General features: G+C 64.5%; 15 protein-coding genes. 6 read left to right on the plus strand and 9 right to left on the minus strand.

Going from position 1 to position 17189, the window contains the following annotated elements; all coding sequences use genetic code 11:
* Positions 1 to 144: 144 nt before the first annotated feature.
* Together carB and RSE12_17520 are read left to right on the plus strand one after the other, a co-directional pair.
* Entirely contained in the window at positions 145 to 3474 is a 3330-nt protein-coding gene (carB, locus tag RSE12_17515) for a carbamoyl-phosphate synthase large subunit (protein ID WRH62147.1), read from the plus strand.
* Between the two features lie 44 nt (positions 3475 to 3518).
* Entirely contained in the window at positions 3519 to 4121 is a 603-nt protein-coding gene (locus tag RSE12_17520; protein ID WRH62148.1) for a hypothetical protein, read from the plus strand.
* 59 nt (positions 4122 to 4180) lie between these two features.
* Here RSE12_17520 and RSE12_17525 read toward each other — a convergent pair whose 3' ends face one another.
* From RSE12_17525 to RSE12_17535, 3 genes are all read right to left on the minus strand, one after another.
* On the minus strand, positions 4181 to 4393 hold the full coding sequence (locus RSE12_17525; GenBank protein WRH62149.1) for a hypothetical protein: 213 nt from the start codon (positions 4391 to 4393) through the stop codon (positions 4181 to 4183).
* Positions 4390 to 4842, minus strand: a complete 453-nt coding sequence (locus RSE12_17530; GenBank protein ID WRH62150.1) for a hypothetical protein — start codon at positions 4840 to 4842, stop codon at positions 4390 to 4392. Before RSE12_17530 ends, RSE12_17525 begins: the two co-directional genes overlap by 4 nt.
* A gap of 87 nt (positions 4843 to 4929) precedes the next feature.
* On the minus strand, positions 4930 to 5391 hold the full coding sequence (locus RSE12_17535; GenBank protein ID WRH62151.1) for a BrnA antitoxin family protein: 462 nt from the start codon (positions 5389 to 5391) through the stop codon (positions 4930 to 4932).
* A 328-nt stretch (positions 5392 to 5719) separates the two neighbouring features.
* On the opposite strand from RSE12_17535, the gene RSE12_17540 reads away from it, so the two are divergent.
* On the plus strand, positions 5720 to 7084 hold the full coding sequence (locus RSE12_17540; protein WRH62152.1) for a DEAD/DEAH box helicase: 1365 nt from the start codon (positions 5720 to 5722) through the stop codon (positions 7082 to 7084).
* 171 nt (positions 7085 to 7255) lie between these two features.
* Positions 7256 to 7834 carry a thymidine kinase gene (locus RSE12_17545; protein ID WRH62153.1) on the plus strand — a complete coding sequence of 193 codons (579 nt, stop codon included), beginning with the start codon at positions 7256 to 7258 and terminating at the stop codon, positions 7832 to 7834.
* Positions 7835 to 7885: 51 nt separating this feature from the next.
* Here the strand turns inward: RSE12_17545 and RSE12_17550 are convergent, their stop codons facing one another.
* Positions 7886 to 8827, minus strand: coding sequence for a DMT family transporter (locus RSE12_17550; protein WRH62154.1), 942 nt, complete (start codon positions 8825 to 8827; stop codon positions 7886 to 7888).
* A gap of 106 nt (positions 8828 to 8933) precedes the next feature.
* On the opposite strand from RSE12_17550, the gene RSE12_17555 reads away from it, so the two are divergent.
* Entirely contained in the window at positions 8934 to 10562 is a 1629-nt protein-coding gene (locus tag RSE12_17555) for an AMP-binding protein (protein ID WRH62155.1), read from the plus strand.
* A 175-nt stretch (positions 10563 to 10737) separates the two neighbouring features.
* The gene (locus tag RSE12_17560; GenBank protein WRH62156.1) at positions 10738 to 11754 is read left to right on the plus strand and encodes a hypothetical protein; all 1017 of its coding nucleotides are present in this window, start codon (positions 10738 to 10740) and stop codon (positions 11752 to 11754) included.
* 56 nt (positions 11755 to 11810) lie between these two features.
* Here RSE12_17560 and RSE12_17565 read toward each other — a convergent pair whose 3' ends face one another.
* From RSE12_17565 to RSE12_17585, 5 genes are all read right to left on the minus strand, one after another.
* Positions 11811 to 12989, minus strand: a complete 1179-nt coding sequence (locus tag RSE12_17565; protein ID WRH62157.1) for an SPOR domain-containing protein — start codon at positions 12987 to 12989, stop codon at positions 11811 to 11813.
* Between the two features lie 68 nt (positions 12990 to 13057).
* Positions 13058 to 13690, minus strand: a complete 633-nt coding sequence (upp, locus tag RSE12_17570) for a uracil phosphoribosyltransferase (protein ID WRH62158.1) — start codon at positions 13688 to 13690, stop codon at positions 13058 to 13060.
* Positions 13691 to 13699: 9 nt separating this feature from the next.
* On the minus strand, positions 13700 to 14662 hold the full coding sequence (locus RSE12_17575; protein ID WRH64852.1) for an adenosine deaminase: 963 nt from the start codon (positions 14660 to 14662) through the stop codon (positions 13700 to 13702).
* A gap of 8 nt (positions 14663 to 14670) precedes the next feature.
* Entirely contained in the window at positions 14671 to 15879 is a 1209-nt protein-coding gene (locus tag RSE12_17580) for a phosphopentomutase (protein WRH64853.1), read from the minus strand.
* Positions 15879 to 17186 (minus strand): thymidine phosphorylase, encoded by a 1308-nt coding sequence (locus tag RSE12_17585; protein WRH62159.1) that lies wholly within the window; start codon positions 17184 to 17186, stop codon positions 15879 to 15881. Before RSE12_17585 ends, RSE12_17580 begins: the two co-directional genes overlap by 1 nt.
* Positions 17187 to 17189 lie beyond the last annotated feature (3 nt).

Consider the following 17189-nt stretch of genomic DNA (forward strand, 5'->3'; position numbering starts at 1 on the left):
CCAACGAATTTGGGGTCGCGCCCCGCACACCCACAACCGCTTGCGCCGCGCCCTCCACTCCCCTAAACCCCCGTCAATTTGCGCGTATCACGAATCCACCTCCCGCAGCCCACCGCCGCGGGATGGCACATGCGGGACAGGACCATGCCGAAAAGAACCGATATCTCCTCCATCATGATCATCGGCGCCGGTCCCATCGTCATCGGGCAGGCCTGCGAGTTCGATTACTCTGGCGCACAGGCGTGCAAGGCCCTGCGTGAGGAAGGCTACCGCGTCATCCTCGTCAACTCCAACCCCGCCACGATCATGACCGATCCGGGTCTGGCCGACGCCACCTATATCGAACCGATCACCCCCGAGGTTGTCGCCAAGATCATCGAGAAAGAACGCCCCGATGCGCTCCTTCCCACCATGGGCGGGCAGACCGGGCTGAACACCGCGCTGGCGCTGGCCGATCTGGGCGTCTTGGAAAAATTCGGCGTGCAGCTTATCGGCGCCAACCGGCAGGCCATCGAAATGGCCGAAGACCGCAAGCTGTTCCGCGAAGCGATGGACCGCATCGGTCTGGAAAACCCCAAGGCCACGATCATCGCCGCCCCCAAACTTGCCAACGGCAAATATGACATCGCCGCCGGTCTGGCCGAGGCGATCGCCGCCATCGAATATGTCGGCCTCCCCGCCATCATCCGCCCTGCCTTCACGCTTGGCGGCACCGGCGGCGGCGTCGCCTATAACCGCGATGATTATGAGGCCATCGTGAAATCGGGCCTCGAGGCCAGCCCCGTCGCGCAGGTTCTCGTCGACGAATCCCTCCTCGGCTGGAAGGAATTCGAGATGGAGGTCGTCCGCGACCGCGCCGACAACGCCATCATCGTCTGCGCCATCGAAAACGTCGATCCGATGGGCGTGCATACGGGCGACTCCATCACCGTCGCCCCGGCCCTGACGCTGACCGACAAGGAATATCAGATCATGCGCAACGGCTCTATCGCCGTGCTGCGCGAGATCGGGGTCGAAACCGGCGGCTCCAACGTGCAATGGGCCATCAACCCCGCCGATGGCCGCATGGTCGTGATCGAGATGAACCCCCGCGTCTCCCGCTCCTCGGCGCTCGCCTCCAAGGCGACTGGGTTCCCCATCGCGAAAATCGCCGCCAAACTCGCCGTCGGCTACACGCTGGATGAGCTGGACAATGACATCACCAAGGTGACGCCCGCCAGCTTCGAGCCGTCCATCGACTATGTCGTCACCAAGATCCCCCGTTTCGCCTTTGAAAAATTCCCCGGCTCCATCCCCAACCTCACCACCGCCATGAAATCGGTGGGTGAGGTGATGGCCATCGGCCGCACCATCCACGAATCCCTGCAAAAGGCGCTCGCCTCCCTCGAAACCGGCCTCACCGGCTTTGACGAGATCGCCATTCCCGGCGCACCCGACCGCGCCGCCATCTCAAAAGCCCTGTCCGAGGCGACACCAGACCGTCTCCGTGTCATCGCCCAGGCCATGCGCCACGGCTTTTCCAATGACGACATCAACGCCATCACCGCCTTTGATCCGTGGTTCCTGTCCCGCATCCGCGAAATCATCGACGCCGAGGCCGACATCCGCAAATCCGGCCTGCCCGTCACCGCCGATGCCCTGCGCCGGATCAAGATGATGGGCTTCACCGATGCCCGCCTTGCCAAACTCACAGGCCGCGACGAAGGCCAGGTCCGCCGCGCGCGCACCCGCCTCGGCGTTACCGCCGTCTTCAAACGCATCGACACCTGCGCCGCCGAATTCGAGGCGCAAACCCCCTACATGTATTCCACCTATGAATCCCCCGTCATGGGCGATGTGGAATGCGAAGCCCGGCCGTCCAAGGCCAAAAAGGTCGTCATCCTCGGCGGCGGCCCCAACCGCATCGGTCAGGGGATCGAGTTCGATTATTGCTGCGTCCACGCCTGCTACGCGCTCACCGCGGCGGGCTATGAGACCATCATGGTCAACTGCAACCCCGAAACCGTGTCGACCGATTACGACACCTCGGATCGCCTCTACTTCGAACCGCTGACACTGGAACACGTGCTGGAAATCCTTCGCGTGGAACAGGACAACGGCACCCTGCACGGCGTCATCGTGCAATTCGGCGGCCAGACGCCGCTGAAACTCGCCAATGCCCTGCATGAAGAGGGCATCCCGATCCTCGGCACCACGCCCGATGCCATCGACCTCGCCGAAGACCGCGAACGCTTCCAGCAACTGCTCCACTCGCTCGGCCTGAAACAGCCCGTCAACGGCACCGCCCGCTCGCGGGATGAGGCCTTCGCCGTGGCGCAGCAAGTCGGCTACCCCCTCGTCATCCGCCCCTCTTTCGTCCTCGGCGGCCGCGCGATGGAAATCATCCGCGACGACGCCCAGCTGGAACGCTACATCCGCACCGCCGTGCAGGTCTCGGGCGACAGCCCGGTCCTCTTGGACAGCTATCTCTCCGGCGCCATCGAGGTTGACGTCGATGCCCTGTCCGACGGCAAGCACGTCCATGTCGCGGGCATCATGGAACATATCGAAGAGGCCGGGGTCCATTCGGGCGATAGCGCCTGCTGCCTGCCCCCCCATTCGCTCAGCGCCGACATCATCACCGAACTGAAACGCCAGACCGTGCAGATGGCCCTCGCGCTCAATGTGGTGGGGCTGATGAACGTGCAATTCGCCATCAAGGACGGCACGATCTACGTCCTTGAGGTGAACCCCCGCGCCTCCCGCACCGTGCCCTTCGTGGCCAAGGCGACCGACTCTGCCATCGCCTCCATCGCCGCACGGCTGATGGCAGGCGAGCCGCTGTCGAACTTCCCGATGCGCGCGCCCTATGCCGCCGATGTCGGCCCCGACACCGACCTGCCGCTGGCAGACCCGCTCACGCTGGCCGATCCCCACACCCCGTGGTTCTCGGTCAAAGAGGCGGTCCTCCCCTTCGCCCGCTTCCCCGGCGTCGACCCGGTCCTCGGGCCGGAAATGCGCTCCACGGGTGAGGTGATGGGCTGGGACCGCACCTTCGCGCTGGCCTTCCTCAAGGCCCAGATGGGCGCAGGCACCATCCTGCCCGAGTCAGGCCGCGTCTTCCTGTCGGTCAAGGACATGGACAAATCCGAAGCCCTCGCCGCCGCCGCGCGCGACCTCATCACCATGGGCTTCCACATCGTGGCCACCAAAGGCACCGCCGACTGGCTCAAGGGTCAGGGCGTAAAGGCCGAGGCCGTGAACAAAGTCTATGAAGGCCGCCCCAACATCGTCGACCGCCTGAAAAACGGCGACATCGCGCTGGTGATGAACACCACCGAAGGCACCCAAGCCGTAAGCGACAGCCGCGACATCCGCCGCGTCGCCCTGATGGACAAGATCCCCTACTTCACGACGGCAGCGGCCAGCATCGCGGCGGTCGCGGCAATGAAGGCACGGGGTGAGGGGTATGGGGTGCGGACGTTGCAGGGGTAGGCGTATCAGTAAAAGGTCGGCAGTGTGTTTAGGATCGCAAAATAATGACTGACGCTCTTTCTCAATGGAAAGAGTTTCTAAATCCCCAGACGCTCCAGCGACGAATGCTTAGTGCAGCAGTGTTTTTGGTCGCGCATGAGATGCTAATAGCTTCTGTAAAGACAAGACTTCGGGACTTCTTCACTATTGGATTTGACGGAAAAGGCCCTGTCTACAGCCCAAGCTACGAAGAGAAAGTTCTTCAGTTAGACCCAAAAGGAAAAAGAGACCCATGGCGCGCGTCTATTGCGTGGCTCGAAGCGATGTCTGTAATTGATCACGATGATAGAGCGAAGATCAAGGAATTCACAGATGCGAGAAACATCTTTGCACACGAACTCCAAGCAATAGTCACAGGCAGCAAAAGCCCAGATTTCGAAGCGTTGTTCCCGGCTCTAGTTGATATGATCATCAAAATTGACAGGTGGTGGATCGTCAACTTTGAAATCGAAACAGATCCTGATCTGACAGATAAGGAAGTCGACCATGACAAGATTTTAACTGGATCGCAAATAATGCTTTCGATTATCCATCAAGCCGCTCTTGGTAATATTAGTGAAGCTCAAGATTTATATGAAGAATTCGTAGCCGGACTTGCTAATGGATAATCATCCCTTTAATTTTTGTGTAAGTGTTTGTTAAAAAAGGGCTGTCTAGTCTGCCCCCCTTACTCCAGCCTTCCCTCTAGAAACGCCACCGCGCGCGCCGGATCGCCGTCCTTCCCTCGTCCCGCAAAGAACTCCGCCGTCCCCCGCACGCCGATCTTTTCGGCCAGCGCCAAAGCGATGTACTGATTGACCGACACACCATCCTTAGCCGCGAAATCCTCGACGGCCTTCTTCAGAGATTGGGGCAGCTTCAAAGAGACGCGCGCTTTCATATCGTGAGCTCCACCGTGTTCTCTCGATCAACACCGTGCGGATCATCCCAGTGAATGACCAACCTTTCCTTGGGCGGTGTACCCATGTGCACCCTTGCCCAGAAATCAACGTACTGACCCGATGCCATCCGATTCATCGGGAACTTTCCAACAGTCGCATTGGCGATGACCATCATGTTCTGATCGTCCAAGACAAGCCTGACGTTCTTGGCTTCAGCGGGTCCAAGGTTCTGCACTCTCACACGCCAGCCCTTGCCATACCGGTACATCTGCGCCGTAACGTTGGCCTTCCTCTCTTCAATTGTCTCGTTGCGAGCCTTGGCAAGCTGGTGTCTGACAAGTTCGATTTCCTGCTCCGTGAGGCGCATGGAACTTCGGTTTGCTTTTCGCGTTTCCCAATAAGCAAAGATGGAAATCAGGACTGCGATGATCGAAGCCACCAATTCCATCTTTCACTCCTTACTTGCTCATACTCAAACAACCCCTCCAGAATATCACCTTTAGTCGCAAATTCCAAAGCCATCCAAAGCCGTAACTCACCCCCCCACCCGCGCCGCCTTCACCCGCTCCGCCGCCCGCGCCGCTGCCTCTGCCCCCCGCTCCACCTCATCCGGCCCCGGCCCAGCCCCCAGCCCTGCCGCCGTCTCGCCCCACAGCGGCCGCTCCGGAGCCACGGCAAAGCGGAACTCCGGCGCCGTCTCGGCCCCCCGGATCACCCCCGCCAGCCGCGCATGCATATAGGTCCGCAGCACCAGGTTGATCCGGGGCCCATAGCCCGGCCCCATCGACCGAAAGAACCGCAGCACATCCCGGTCAAGCCGGATCGCCACCCGCTCCGCCCCCTGCCGCACGGGTTCCTGCGCGATCTGGTGCCATTCCAGCGGAATACGCCCCGTCGCCTCGATCGTGTGGTGCAGGTCCCATTCCAGCCGCCGCATCGCATCGGCCATGTAGTGGTAGTTCTCCGCCCGCTTGCCCCGCATCCCGCCCGGTTCCATCCGCCGCCCCCCGCACATATCCGGCGGACACCCTGCCAAAAGGCGGTTAACCAACCCCTCCCCCACCGCCCTCTGGGTGCATACGCCCGTCTGCACCGCCATCTGCACCACGCGCTGCACGGTTGACTTTTCAACCGAAAGGCCCCATGTGCCCCCTACGCCCGCCCTCCGCTGCCGCGTGAGCAGCCCCGTATGGGGAGCCGGATCGGGCCACAGGTTCCCACCTTCACGCAGGGGTTCCGCGCCGCGCAATCGGCGCATCCCTGCCACTGGCCGCCTTTGCTGCGGCCCCTTTGGCCCTTTTGAACAGGGCCGGAAAGACCATGCCATGACCACATTCGCCGATCTCGGCCTGTCGCCCAAGCTCTTGAAAGCGCTTGAAAAAACCAACCTCCAGATGCCCACCCCAATTCAGGTGGAAGCGATCCCGCAGATCATGAAAGGCCGCGATCTGATGGGCCTCGCCCAGACCGGCACCGGCAAGACGGCGGCCTTCGGCCTGCCGCTTCTGCACCGCCTGCTGGATATCGGCCACCCGCCGGGGCCAAAGAACGTGCGCGCCCTGATCCTTGCCCCCACGCGGGAACTGGTGACGCAAATCTCTGATAACCTTACCATTTTCACCAAAGGCACCGCCGTCAAGGTGACCACCGTCGTCGGCGGCGCGTCCCTCAACCGCCAAGCCATGGCCCTTGCGCGCGGCACCGATGTGCTGGTCGCCACCCCCGGCCGCCTGATCGACCTGCTGGAGCGCGGCGATGTCACCCTGCAGGCCACCGGCTACCTCGTGCTGGATGAGGCGGATCACATGCTCGACATGGGGTTCATCCATGCCCTGCGCAAAATCGCCAAGCATATTCCCGTGAAAAGACAAACACTTCTGTTCTCCGCCACGATGCCCAAGGATATCGAGGAAATCGCCGGCACCTATCTCCGCGATCCCGTCCGCGTGCAGGTGGCCCCCCCGGGCAAACCGGTGGAAAAGATCGTGCAGGGCGTCCACTTCATCCCCAATGGCGACAAGGCCAAGCTTCTTGAAGAATACCTCAAGAAACACCCCGGCGAACAGGCGCTGGTCTTTGGCCGCACCAAGCACGGCTCGGAAAAACTGTGCAAGCTGTTGGCAGCATGGGGTTTTACCGTGGGCTCCATCCACGGCAACAAAAGCCAGGGGCAGCGTGACCGCACCCTGACCGAATTCCGCAATGGCCAGATGGATGTGCTCGTGGCCACCGATGTCGCCGCCCGCGGGATCGACATTCCCGGCGTGCGCCACGTCTACAACTACGACCTGCCCAATGTGCCGGAAAACTACGTCCACCGCATCGGCCGCACCGCCCGTGCAGGGGCCGAAGGCAACGCCATCGCCTTCTGCGCCCCGGCCGAGATGGGGGAACTTCAGGCCATTGAAAAGGTTCTGAAAAAGCCGATCCCGGTGGTCGGCGGCGCGCCTTGGGCCGCAGATGTGGTCGCTGCCGCGCCCAAACCCAACCAGAACCGCGGTGGCCGCCCCGGTGGCCGCCCGGGACAGGGCAAGCCGCAGGGGGGCCGTCCGGAACACAAATCCCAGGCCCCCAAGCCGCAACCGCGTCAGGGCGCCAAGCCCGCCCGCCCCGCCGGTGGCGGCCAGTCCCCCACCCGTTCGGGCAATTCGGGCAAACCCCGCCAGCAAGGCAATCGCCGCCCGGCCTGACAGGACCAGCACCGCAGGGACGCCAAGCGCGCCCCTGCCGGTTCACCTTGGCAGAAGTACCCAAACCCGGCTGCCGCCAACCCGGCGGTCGGGCATAGGAACCCACAGGGGGGCAGCCACACCCGCTCCTCACCCCTTCCAAGGCGCTGGCCAATGCGTTAATCCCCCGGCATGGCCAAGCTCTACTTCCACTACTCCACCATGAATGCAGGGAAATCGACCCTGCTGCTGCAAGCCTCGCACAACTACCGCGAGGGGGGCATGGCCACCTATCTGATCACCGCCCAATTCGACAACCGCGCAGGCCAAGGCCGCATCGCATCGCGCATCGGGATCGGCGAACCCGCCGATACCTTCGCCCCCGGCGATGACATGTATCTGAAATTGCAGGCAAGATTGGCCCAAGGCCCCGTCGCCTGCGTCTTCGTGGATGAGGCGCAGTTCCTGTCAAAGGATCAGGTCTGGCAACTCGCCCGCGCCGTGGATGATCTGAAGGTCCCCGTCATGTGCTACGGCCTGCGGGTGGATTTTCAGGGCAACCTCTTCCCCGGCTCGGCCGCCCTGCTGGCATGGGCGGATGAAATGCGCGAGGTCCGCACGATCTGCCATTGCGGGAAAAAGGCCACCATGGTCATCCGCCGCGGCCCCGACGGCAAGGCGCTGACCGCAGGCGAGCAGGTGGTGATCGGCGGGAATGAAACCTATGTCAGCCTCTGCCGCCGCCATTGGCGCGACGCGGTCGGCGACTAGGACCCAAATTTCTTGGAAGAAATTTGCAAAAATCTTCCAAGATTTTTTGCCCTACCCCTCCACCATCCGCGCCCGTAGCGCGATCATCGACCCCGCCGCCACGATCAATACCATCCCCACCACCGCCAGCGGGGCCAACCCCGTGCCCCACAGCACCCATGTCCAAAAGGCCGATGCGGGCAGGATCACATATTCCAGCACACTGGCCTTGGACGCATCGGTGATCTGATAGGCCCGGATCATCATCCCCACCCCCACCAGCGACCCCGCCGCCTGCACAAAGGTCCAGAAGTAGAAGGTCGCCGACGGCCAGACCGCCCCGCGTTGCAGGAACCCATCCGCCCCCGCAGGCACCGCCAGCGGCGTCAGCCACAGCACCACCAAGCCCACCGCCCCGATCACCCCCAGCGCGGCAAAGAACCCTGCCAGCAGGGTTTCCGCGCTTTCCTGCGGGCACCATTCCCGCGTGGCGATGTTGCCCATCGCATACATGGCGCCTGCCAGCACCGGCAGGATCGCAGGCAGCGACGCCCCCGCCATCGCCTCTGGCCCCAACACCAGCACCACGCCAGCAAAACCCAGGATCACGGCGAAAATTCGAACCGGGCCAATGGCATGGCCATAGACAAACCGCGAAATCAGCAGCACCCAGATCGGCGCGGTGAACAACCCCGCCGCCACCAGCGCCACATCAAGAAAGGCCAGCGCCCCGAAATAGATCACCATGGCCAGCCCATGGATGGTGGACCGCGCCACCACCGCACGCAGGTTCACCGGGCGCAACCGCAGCCCCAAAGGCACCGCCGCCAGCCCCAGCAGAACCGCCGCCATCAGCGACCGCGTCAGATGGAACTGCCACAGCCCCGCCTCTTCGGCGATCACCCGCACGTAATTGTCGGTGAACCCGATGACCATGGCATAGACGAAGATCAACCCCGCCGCTGCCAATGTCCTGTCGCGTGACGCCCCCGATGCCTGTCCAGAAATGCCCATCTGCCTGCTCTAAACTCCCTCTCGCTTCCTGTGTGAACCTTGCTACCTTCCCCCTTGCGCGCCTGTAAGCGACACATGGCGCCGATAGTTGGGAGGAGAGGAAAAGATGGGTTGGTTGCCGGATGAATCAGGGCTGGAGAAATGCGCGGCGAATTACACCCCGCTCACCCCCCTGTCCTTTCTGAAGCGCGCGGCAGACATCCATGCCGATCGCACGGCGCTCGTCTGGAAATCCACCCGCCGCACCTATGCCCAATACGGCGCGCGCGTCTCGCGGCTTGCTTCTTCGCTCGCCCGGCGCGGCATCGCGCCCGGGGATGTGGTGGCCACCCTTCTGCCCAACATCCCCCCGCAGGCCGAGGCGCATTTCGGCGTCCCCGCCGCGGGCGCGATCCTGAACACGATCAATACCCGGCTGGATGCGGACACCGTCGCCTATATCTTCGGCCATGCCGGGGCCAAGCTCCTGCTGTGCGACACCGCCTTCCTGCCGCTGGCGGAAGAAGCCATCCGCCGCATGGAAGGCCCTGCCCCCCAGATCATCGAGGTGGTAGATGAAGGCTTCACCGCCTCGGGCCACTACCTCACCTATGAGTCGCTGCTGGACCAAGGCGATCCCGATGCCGCATGGGTGATGCCCGAAGATGAATGGGAATCCATCGCCATCAACTACACCTCCGGCACCACGGGCCGGCCCAAGGGCGTGGTCTATCACCACCGGGGGGCCTATCTCTCGGCCACCGCCAATGTCCTGTCCTGGCGCATGGTGCTGCACCCGGTCTACCTGACCATCGTGCCCTTGTTCCATTGCAACGGCTGGACACACACCTGGATGCTGCCTGCTGTGGCAGGCACGCTGGTCTGCTGCCGCGACATAACGGCGAAGGCCATCTATGACGCCATCGCCGATGAAGGCGTCACCCATTTCGGCGGCGCGCCCATCGTGCTGAACACCATGATCAACGCCCCTGACGCCGACCGCCGCCCGTTCTCGCACATCGTCGAGGTGTTCACCGCAGGCGCCCCGCCCCCCGCCGCCACGCTCGCCGCCTTTGAACCCTTGGGTTTCAACGTCACCCAAGTCTACGGCCTGACCGAAACCTACGGCCCCGCCACCGAATGCACATGGCGCGCCGATTGGGACAGCGCCCCCAAGGACGACCGCGCCGCCTACAAGGCGCGCACCGGCGTTGCCATGCCCATGCTGGAAGGGGCCGAGGTGCACGATTCCCACGGCAACCCCGTCCCCCGCGACGGCCAGCACTTGGGCGAGATCGCCATGCGCGGCAATATGGTGATGAAGGGCTATTACAAGAACCCGGCCGCCACCGCCGAGGCGTTCAAGGGCGGCTGGTTCCGCTCTGGCGACATCGCCTTCCAGCACCCCGACGGTTATATCAAGATCACCGACCGCGCGAAGGACATCATCATTTCCGGCGGCGAAAACGTGTCGTCCGTCGAGGTCGAAGGCGTCCTGATGCACCACCCCGCCGTCAACCTCTGCGCCGTCGTCGCCAAACCCGATGACAAATGGGGCGAGGTGCCTTGCGCCTTTGTCGAGTTGAAACCGGGGCAAAGCGCCACCGAAAAAGACCTCATCGCCTTCTGCCGCGAACGGTTGGCGGGGTTCAAGACGCCCAAACTTGTGGTCTTTGCCGACCTGCCCAAAACCTCGACCGGCAAGATCCAGAAATTCGAACTGCGCGCCGTGGCCAAACTGATGGACCAGCCCTGACAGCGCGCCTGTGCCATGCCGGGGAAAGGGGGGCTTGCCCCCCTCGCCCTTCGGGCTCACCCCCCAGGGTATTTGGGGCCAAGCTGAAGATATCACCCCTTCGCTTGTGGCCGTCCGGGCGCTGCGATAACATTTCTTGTAACAGGACAAGACGAGCCAAGGGCAATCCCCGCGCATGACGGCGCTGAAGAAATACCAGAGGCTGGAAAGCCCCGGCCTCTGGCGCGACACGCCCGAGGCGCAGCGCCGCGAGGTGGTTGTCGCCTTCCGCGAGGCGTCCTTGGTCCTGTCCGATCCGCGCACTGAACTGGCGCTCAGCCATTGGTCCCTGCCTGCGGTGGAACGGCACAATCCCGGCACCCTGCCCGCGATCTATGGCCCCGGTCTGGACAGCGACGAAACGCTGGAACTGGATGATCCCGACATGATCGCCGCGCTGGAAACCATTCGCGGCGCAGTCCGCAAAGGCACCCCCCGCCCCGGCCGCCTGCGCGGCACGCTGCTGGCGGGCGGCACGCTGGCCATCCTTGGCGTCGTTGCCTTCTTCCTGCCCGATGCGCTGGTGCGCCATACCGCATCCGTCCTGCCCCCCGCCACCCGCGCCCAAATCGGCGCGGCGGCGCTGGCCGATATCTCGCGCCTGACCGGGGCCCCCTGCACCACGCCCTTGGGCGACCGTGCCCTGACCTTGCTGTCGGAACGGTTGTTCGGCGGTGCGGGCGTGCAGCTTGCCGTTCTGCCCGAAGGCCTGCCGCAGGCCGCCGCCCTGCCCGGCAATATCCTGCTGCTTGGCCTGCCCATGGTGACAGCGGCCCCCGGCCCCGATGTCCCCGCGGGCTTTGCCATCGCCGAAACCCTGCGGGCCGAGGTCGAAGATCCCCTCATCCCCATCCTGCGCCATGCGGGCTTTGCCGCCACCGTCCGCTTGCTGACGACCGGCACCCTGCCCGAAGGCGCGCTTGCCGGTCTGGGCGAAGGCTTCCTCGCCGCCGACCGCCCGGCCTTGCCTGATGTCACGCTGCTGGCGCGGTTTGAATCCGTCGCCGTCTCGTCAACGGCCTATGGCTATGCGCTTGATCCGACGGGCGAATCCACCCTTGGCCTGATCGAGGCTGATCCCTATCGCGGCGGCACGCCCCGTGCGCTTCTGAATGCCGATGACTGGGCCAGCCTTCAGGCCATCTGCAACTGAAAAAGCCCCCCGGATGAACGGGGGGCCTTTCCTGCATCTTTATCCGTCAGACGGGCCTATCGCACAAAGGCATCGCCAAACCCGGCCCCGCGCGCCGCGCGCAATGCCGCCTGCGCCTCGGCCGCGGATCCGAACGGCCCGGCCAGCACAACCTGCACAGCCTTGCCCCCGATCCGGCCATTCGACCGCGCCACCGGCAGGCCCAGCCCCGCCAGCCGCGCCGATGCGCCATCGGCATTGGCCGGCACGCCGAAGCTGCCCACCTGCACGAACAGCCGCCCGCCAGCAGCCGCCGGAGCCGCTTCTGTGGCAACGGACTTCGTCGATTGCGTCACCCGGACCCTGACCGCAGGCTGGGCCGGCGCAGTTTCCACCGAAATCACCCGACGAAGCGGCGTCTGCACCACAGGCTTTGGCAACCGATCCCGCGTCCAGACCTGATCCTGTGCCGCCTGCCCCTCGGCCGTGCCGACCCCGCGCAGCGGGTTCAGCCGGTCATCTTCCCATGCCAGCTTGTATCCCTTGGGAACGACGGCGGTGGGATCCACCACCCGCGCGTCCATGTTGCCATTGCCGATCCCCGAAGTCTGGCCCAGCGGCACGATCCGCCCGGCCGGAGCCCTAAGCGATGCACCAACCGATGCGCCTTCCGGGAATATCGGCGCGCGCAGCCCTTCCAGCGTGCCATCACCCCGCGTGCAGACGATGACCGATCCGCCATTCGTCAGCCGCAGCCATTGCGGCACCGGTGCTGCCGTGGTGCAGCCGATCTTCATGCCCCCGCCCTGCGGCGCAGGCGCAGCCGCCACAACCGGGGCCGCCATCGGCGCAATCACAGGCGCTGCAGGCCGCGCTACCCGGACCGGAGCCGGAACATAGGTCGCCGCTGGCGGCTCTGCCGCTGTCACACGCACCTGCGGTGCCTGCCGCACCACCGGGGCAGGTTCAGGCGCAGGCGCAGGGGCCGCAGCCACCGACCGTGTGCCGCCCCCGAATGTGGGCGGATAGCCACACATGGCATTGCGATTGCGGTCCACCCGCGGCACCCAGTTCACCCGCCCGCCCAGCCCGGCGCGCAGAAAAACGCAGCCCCGGCTGTCAACATATTGCTGACCGGTGAAGCTCGCCGGGGGCAACTCGCGCGGCCCCCCGATATCAGCAGTGGATTGTGCAAGGGCGCCAAAAGCACCCAACCCGAGGGTCAGGATTGCCCCCGTCAGAACCTTTACGAACATGACTACCCCCCAGTAGCGTAGGGGCAGAATGCGCGATGCCGCGCCCGTCGTAAAGGGGTGACATCACATTATTTAGTACCAAACATGCGGTCACCCGCATCGCCTAGCCCCGGCACGATGTAACCGTGGTCATTTAGATGGCTGTCCAGCGATGCCGTGACGATCGGCACATCAGGATGCGCTTCCTTCATCCGGGCCACACCTTCAGGGGCGGCCAGCAGGCACAGGAAGCGGATGTTCTTCGCCCCCTTGGCCTTGATCAGGTCCACCGCCGCAGCGCTGGAATTGCCGGTGGCTAGCATCGGATCAACCACGATGGTCACCCGATCCTCTAACTGTTCCGGCAGCTTGCAGTAATACTGCACCGGTTGCAGCGTTTCGGGGTCGCGGTACAGCCCCACGAACCCAACCCGCGCCGCAGGCACCAGTTCCAGAATCCCGTCCAAAAGCCCGTTACCCGCCCGCAGGATCGACACCAGCGCCAGCTTCTTGCCCTCGATCGCCGGGGCATCCATCTCGCACAGCGGCGTCTCGATCCGCTTTGTCGTCATCGGCAATTCGCGCGTCACCTCATAGGCCAGCAAAAGGCTGATCTCACGCAGCAATTGCCGGAAAGACGCGGTCGAGGTGTCCTTCTCGCGCATCAGGGTCAGCTTGTGCTGCACCAGCGGGTGGGAAACGATGGTCAGATGGTCCAGCATGGCAGCCCCTTACAGCTTTTTCAGCACCTTTTCCCGCGTATCGCCGTCGCAAAAGGCCGCGTCAAGCGACGCCCGCGCAATCCCGGCGAAAACCCCCTCATCCCAGTCGAACGCCGCGTTCAGCCGGTCATATTCCCGCGCCATCGTGGTGTGAAAGAACGGCGGGTCATCGGTGGAAATGGTCACCTTGACCCCGCGCCGATACAACTCGCCAATCGGATGCTGCCGCCAGCCGGGATAGATCCCCAGCGCGATGTTCGATCCGGGGCAAACCTCCAGCACGATGCCTTTTTCGACCAACTCGTCCACCAGCGCCAGGTCTTCGATGGCCCGCACGCCGTGCCCGATCCGCTCTACCCCCAGATCGCGCACCGCGTCGCGCACACTCTCCGGCCCGCCCCATTCCCCGGCATGGGCTGTCAGCCGCAGCCCCGCCTCGCGCGCACAGTCGAAGGACCACAGGAAATCCTTGGGCTTGCCCACCTTTTCATCCCCGGCAATGCCGAAACCCACGATCCAGTCGCCCGCCGTATCCGCCGCACAGCGCGCGGTTTCGCGCGCTTTGTCGGGGCCGAAATGGCGGATGCAGGTGATGATCCCGCGCAGCACGATGCCCATATCGCGCTCTGCCTGATCCGCCGCCTCGCGGATCGCGTGCAGATATTCCCGCCACGCGCCGATATCGCGCCCGCCACAGAAATCGGGCGATAGGAACGTCTCGGAATAAACCACCCCCGCCGCCGCGCTTTCCTCCAGCACCGCCAGCGTCAGGCGCGCATAATCCTCGGGCCGGGTCAGCACCGAGGTTGCCGCCTCATAGACCTTCAGGAAATCCCAAAAGTCCTTGTATTTGTAATCGCCCTTCTCATCGAAGATGCCGCCGATATCGGCCTTCTTCTGCTTTGCCAGACTGCGGATAAAGGCAGGCGGTGCCGCCCCTTCCAGATGCAGGTGCAACTCCACCTTCGCCATATCGGTGATCACAGAAAACTCCTCCCCGGCCCGCGCTCCACAATCCCAAGATGCGCCGCGACCGATGCCGCCACATCAACAAAAGCACACAGGCCCCCGTCCTGACCCAAAGACCCTTCCCCGACGCCATGGCACAGAACCGGCACCCGCTCGCGCGTGTGTTCCGTCCCGCGCCAGCTGGGATCATTGCCGTGATCGGCGGTAAAGATCACCAGATCGCCCGCCCGCAACCCCGCCAGAAACGCCCCCGCCCGCCCGTCGAACCATTCCAACTGCCGCGCATAGCCCGCCACATCGCGGCGATGGCCGAAATTGCTGTCAAACTCGACAAAGTTGGCAAAGGTCAAGGAACCCTCTTCCGCCTCGCGCCCCAGCCGGTCCAGATGATCGAAAAGGGCAGTATCATCCTTGCCTTTGTGCAGATGGGTGATCCCCCGATGGCTGAAGATGTCGCCGATCTTGCCAACCGCATGGGTCACCCGGCCCTCGCCCTGCACCCAATCGAGCAGGGTGGGCGCAGGGGGCGCTATCGCGAAATCACGTCGGTTGCCGGTGCGGTGAAAATCGCCGGGGCTTCCGATGAAAGGCCGCGCAATCGCCCGCCCCACCTTCGCTGCATGCAGGCGCGGCGCCAGATCGCGGCACAGGTTCACCAACCGCTCCAGCCCGAACGCCTCTTCATGCGCGGCGATCTGGAACACGGAATCCGCCGACGTATAGCAGATGGGCCACCCCGTCCGCAGATGCTCGGCCCCCAGCCGGTCGATGATCTCGGTCCCCGAGGCATGGCAATTCCCCAGAATGCCCTCAACCCCCGCCAGACGGCAGACCTCGGCCACCAGATCGGGCGGAAAGGCAGGCACCGTATCGGGGAAATAGGCCCAATCCCACGGCACCGGCACCCCGGCCAGTTCCCAATGCCCCGATGGCGTATCCTTGCCCTTCGACACCTCCGTCGCCGCGCCCCAGCGCCCGCGCGGGCTGGCCCCAAGCCCCGGCGCATCCAGCCCACTGGCAACCTTGATCGCCGCGCCCAGCCCCAGCCCATCCAGCACCGGCAGCCGCAGCGCCCCCGCGCGCCCTTCATCGGCACGGCCTTCCGCACAGGCCAAGGCGATATGGCCCAGCGTATTCGATCCCGCATCGCCAAAGGCCGCCGCATCGGGCGCACCACCGCAGCCCACGGAATCCATCACGATCAGAAAGGCCCGCGCCATCATCCCACCCGCTTCAGGATCAGCGGCGGCTCCTCCGGGGCGGAACTTGCCACGCGGTACGCCGCCTGTACCGCCCGCACGGCCGCCTCGGCCGATGCCTCATCCGCCGCATGCACCATGCCCAGCGGCACCCCGCGCGACACGCCTTCACCCAGCCCCGCCAGATCGGACAACCCGACCGACGGGTTGATCCTGTCGCCCTCGCGCAAACGGCCCCCGCCCAGATGCACCACCGCCTCGCCCAGCGCGCGCCCGTCGATCGCCCCGATGAACCCGTCGCTTTCGCAGGGAATATCCATCACCACCGGAGCCGAAGGCAGCCGGTCCGGCCAGCGTTCGACAAAATCCGCAGGCCCGCCCTGTGCGGCCACCATGCGCCCGAACCATTCCGCCGCCTGCCCGTTCTCCAGCGCCTCGATGATGCGGCCCTCGCCATCCTCGGCATCCGCCGCCAACCCGCCCAGCGCCAGCGCCTCGCCCCCCAGCGCCGCCGTCAGATCCCACAAGGCGGCGTTGATGGATGTCCCGGTCAGCGTCTCCATCACCTCGATCACTTCCAGCGCATTGCCCGCCGCCGTGGCCAAAGGCTGGCTCATGTCGGTGATCAGTGCCGATGTCATGCAGCCCGCCCCCTGCGCCGTGCTGACCAGCGCCTTCGCAAGGGCCTCGGCCTTTTCGAACGTGTCCATGAACGCGCCCGATCCGCATTTCACATCCAGAACCAGCGCCTCCAACCCCGCCGACAGCTTTTTCGACAAGATGGATGCGGTGATCAGGTCAATGCTCTCCACCGTCGAGGTCACATCGCGGATCGCATAAAGCCGCCGGTCCGCAGGCGCGATTTCCGTGCTTGCCGCCACGATGGCACAGCGCACCTCGCCGATCTGGCGGCGCAGCTGTTCCTCGCTCAACCCCGTGCGGAAACCCGGGATGGATTCCAGCTTGTCCAGCGTGCCGCCGGTATGGCCCAATCCCCGCCCCGAAATCATCGGCACATAGGCCCCGCAGGCCGCCAGCGCCGGGGCGAGCAGCAGCGACACGCAATCCCCGATCCCGCCCGTGGAATGCTTGTCGATCACCGGGCCGTTCAAATCCCAGTCCAGCACCTTGCCGGAATCGCGCATCCCCCGCGTCAGCGCCACGCGCCCCGCCTCGCCCAGCCCGTTCAGCAGCACCGCCATGGCAAAGGCCCCGGCCTGCGCATCCGTCACCACGCCACTGGCCAACCCCTTGGCAAACCAGCCCAATTCATCGGCCGAAGGTTTCCCCCCGTCGCGCAGCTTGGCGATGATCGCGCGGGCATCCATGCC

The organism is Fuscovulum sp., assembly GCA_035192965.1.
GTDB lineage: Bacteria > Pseudomonadota > Alphaproteobacteria > Rhodobacterales > Rhodobacteraceae > Paragemmobacter.